The 592-nt window shown below is 72.1% G+C and carries 1 protein-coding gene; it reads right to left on the bottom strand.

The features are described 5' to 3' along the window. The coding region (wrbA, locus tag ABD335_RS30695; protein ID WP_344329421.1) for an NAD(P)H:quinone oxidoreductase at positions 1-572 on the bottom strand (572 nt) is incomplete at its 3' end. Positions 573-592 lie beyond the last annotated feature (20 nt).

The raw sequence follows: 592 nt of genomic DNA, 5'->3' as shown, positions 1-592 counted from the left end.
CGCTCGGCCTGGACGCGGGCGGCGGTGCGGGTGGTGTCGTCGACCGGGTTGCTGCCCTGGGCGTCCACGTGGGAGGTGCCGTAGGGGTTGCCGTCGGCGAACTTGGCCGGGTCGGTGTAGCCGGGGGCGACCAGGATGCCGCCGAAGTGGTGGATGGTGTGGTACAGCGCCAGCAGGGTGGACTCCTGGCCGCCGTGGGCGGTGGCCGAGGAGGTGAAGCCGCTGTAGACCTTGTCGGCCAGCAGGCCCTGGGCCCACAGGCCGCCCAGGGTGTCGATGAACTGCTTGAGCTGGGAGGCGATGTTGCCGTAGCGGGTGGGCGAGCCGAAGATCACCGCGTCGGCCCAGACCAGGTCGTCCGGGGTGGCCTCGGGGACGTCGGCGGTGGCGGCGGCGTTGGCGGCCCAGGCCGGGTTGGCCTCGATCGCGGACCGCGGGGCGAGTTCGGCGGTCTTGAGCAGGCGGACCTCGGCGCCGGCCTTCTCCGCGGCCTGGGCGATCTCCTTCGCGATCGCGGCGATGGTGCCGGTGGAGGAGTAGTAGACGACGGCGAGCCTGGTCTGGGTGCTCACGAGGGTGGTCTCCGTTTCGT

The organism is Streptomyces macrosporus (assembly GCF_039533145.1).
Lineage (GTDB): Bacteria > Actinomycetota > Actinomycetes > Streptomycetales > Streptomycetaceae > Streptomyces > Streptomyces macrosporus.
Note: the sequence above shows the minus strand (reverse complement) of the source record. Positions and strands in the feature narration are given on the sequence as shown.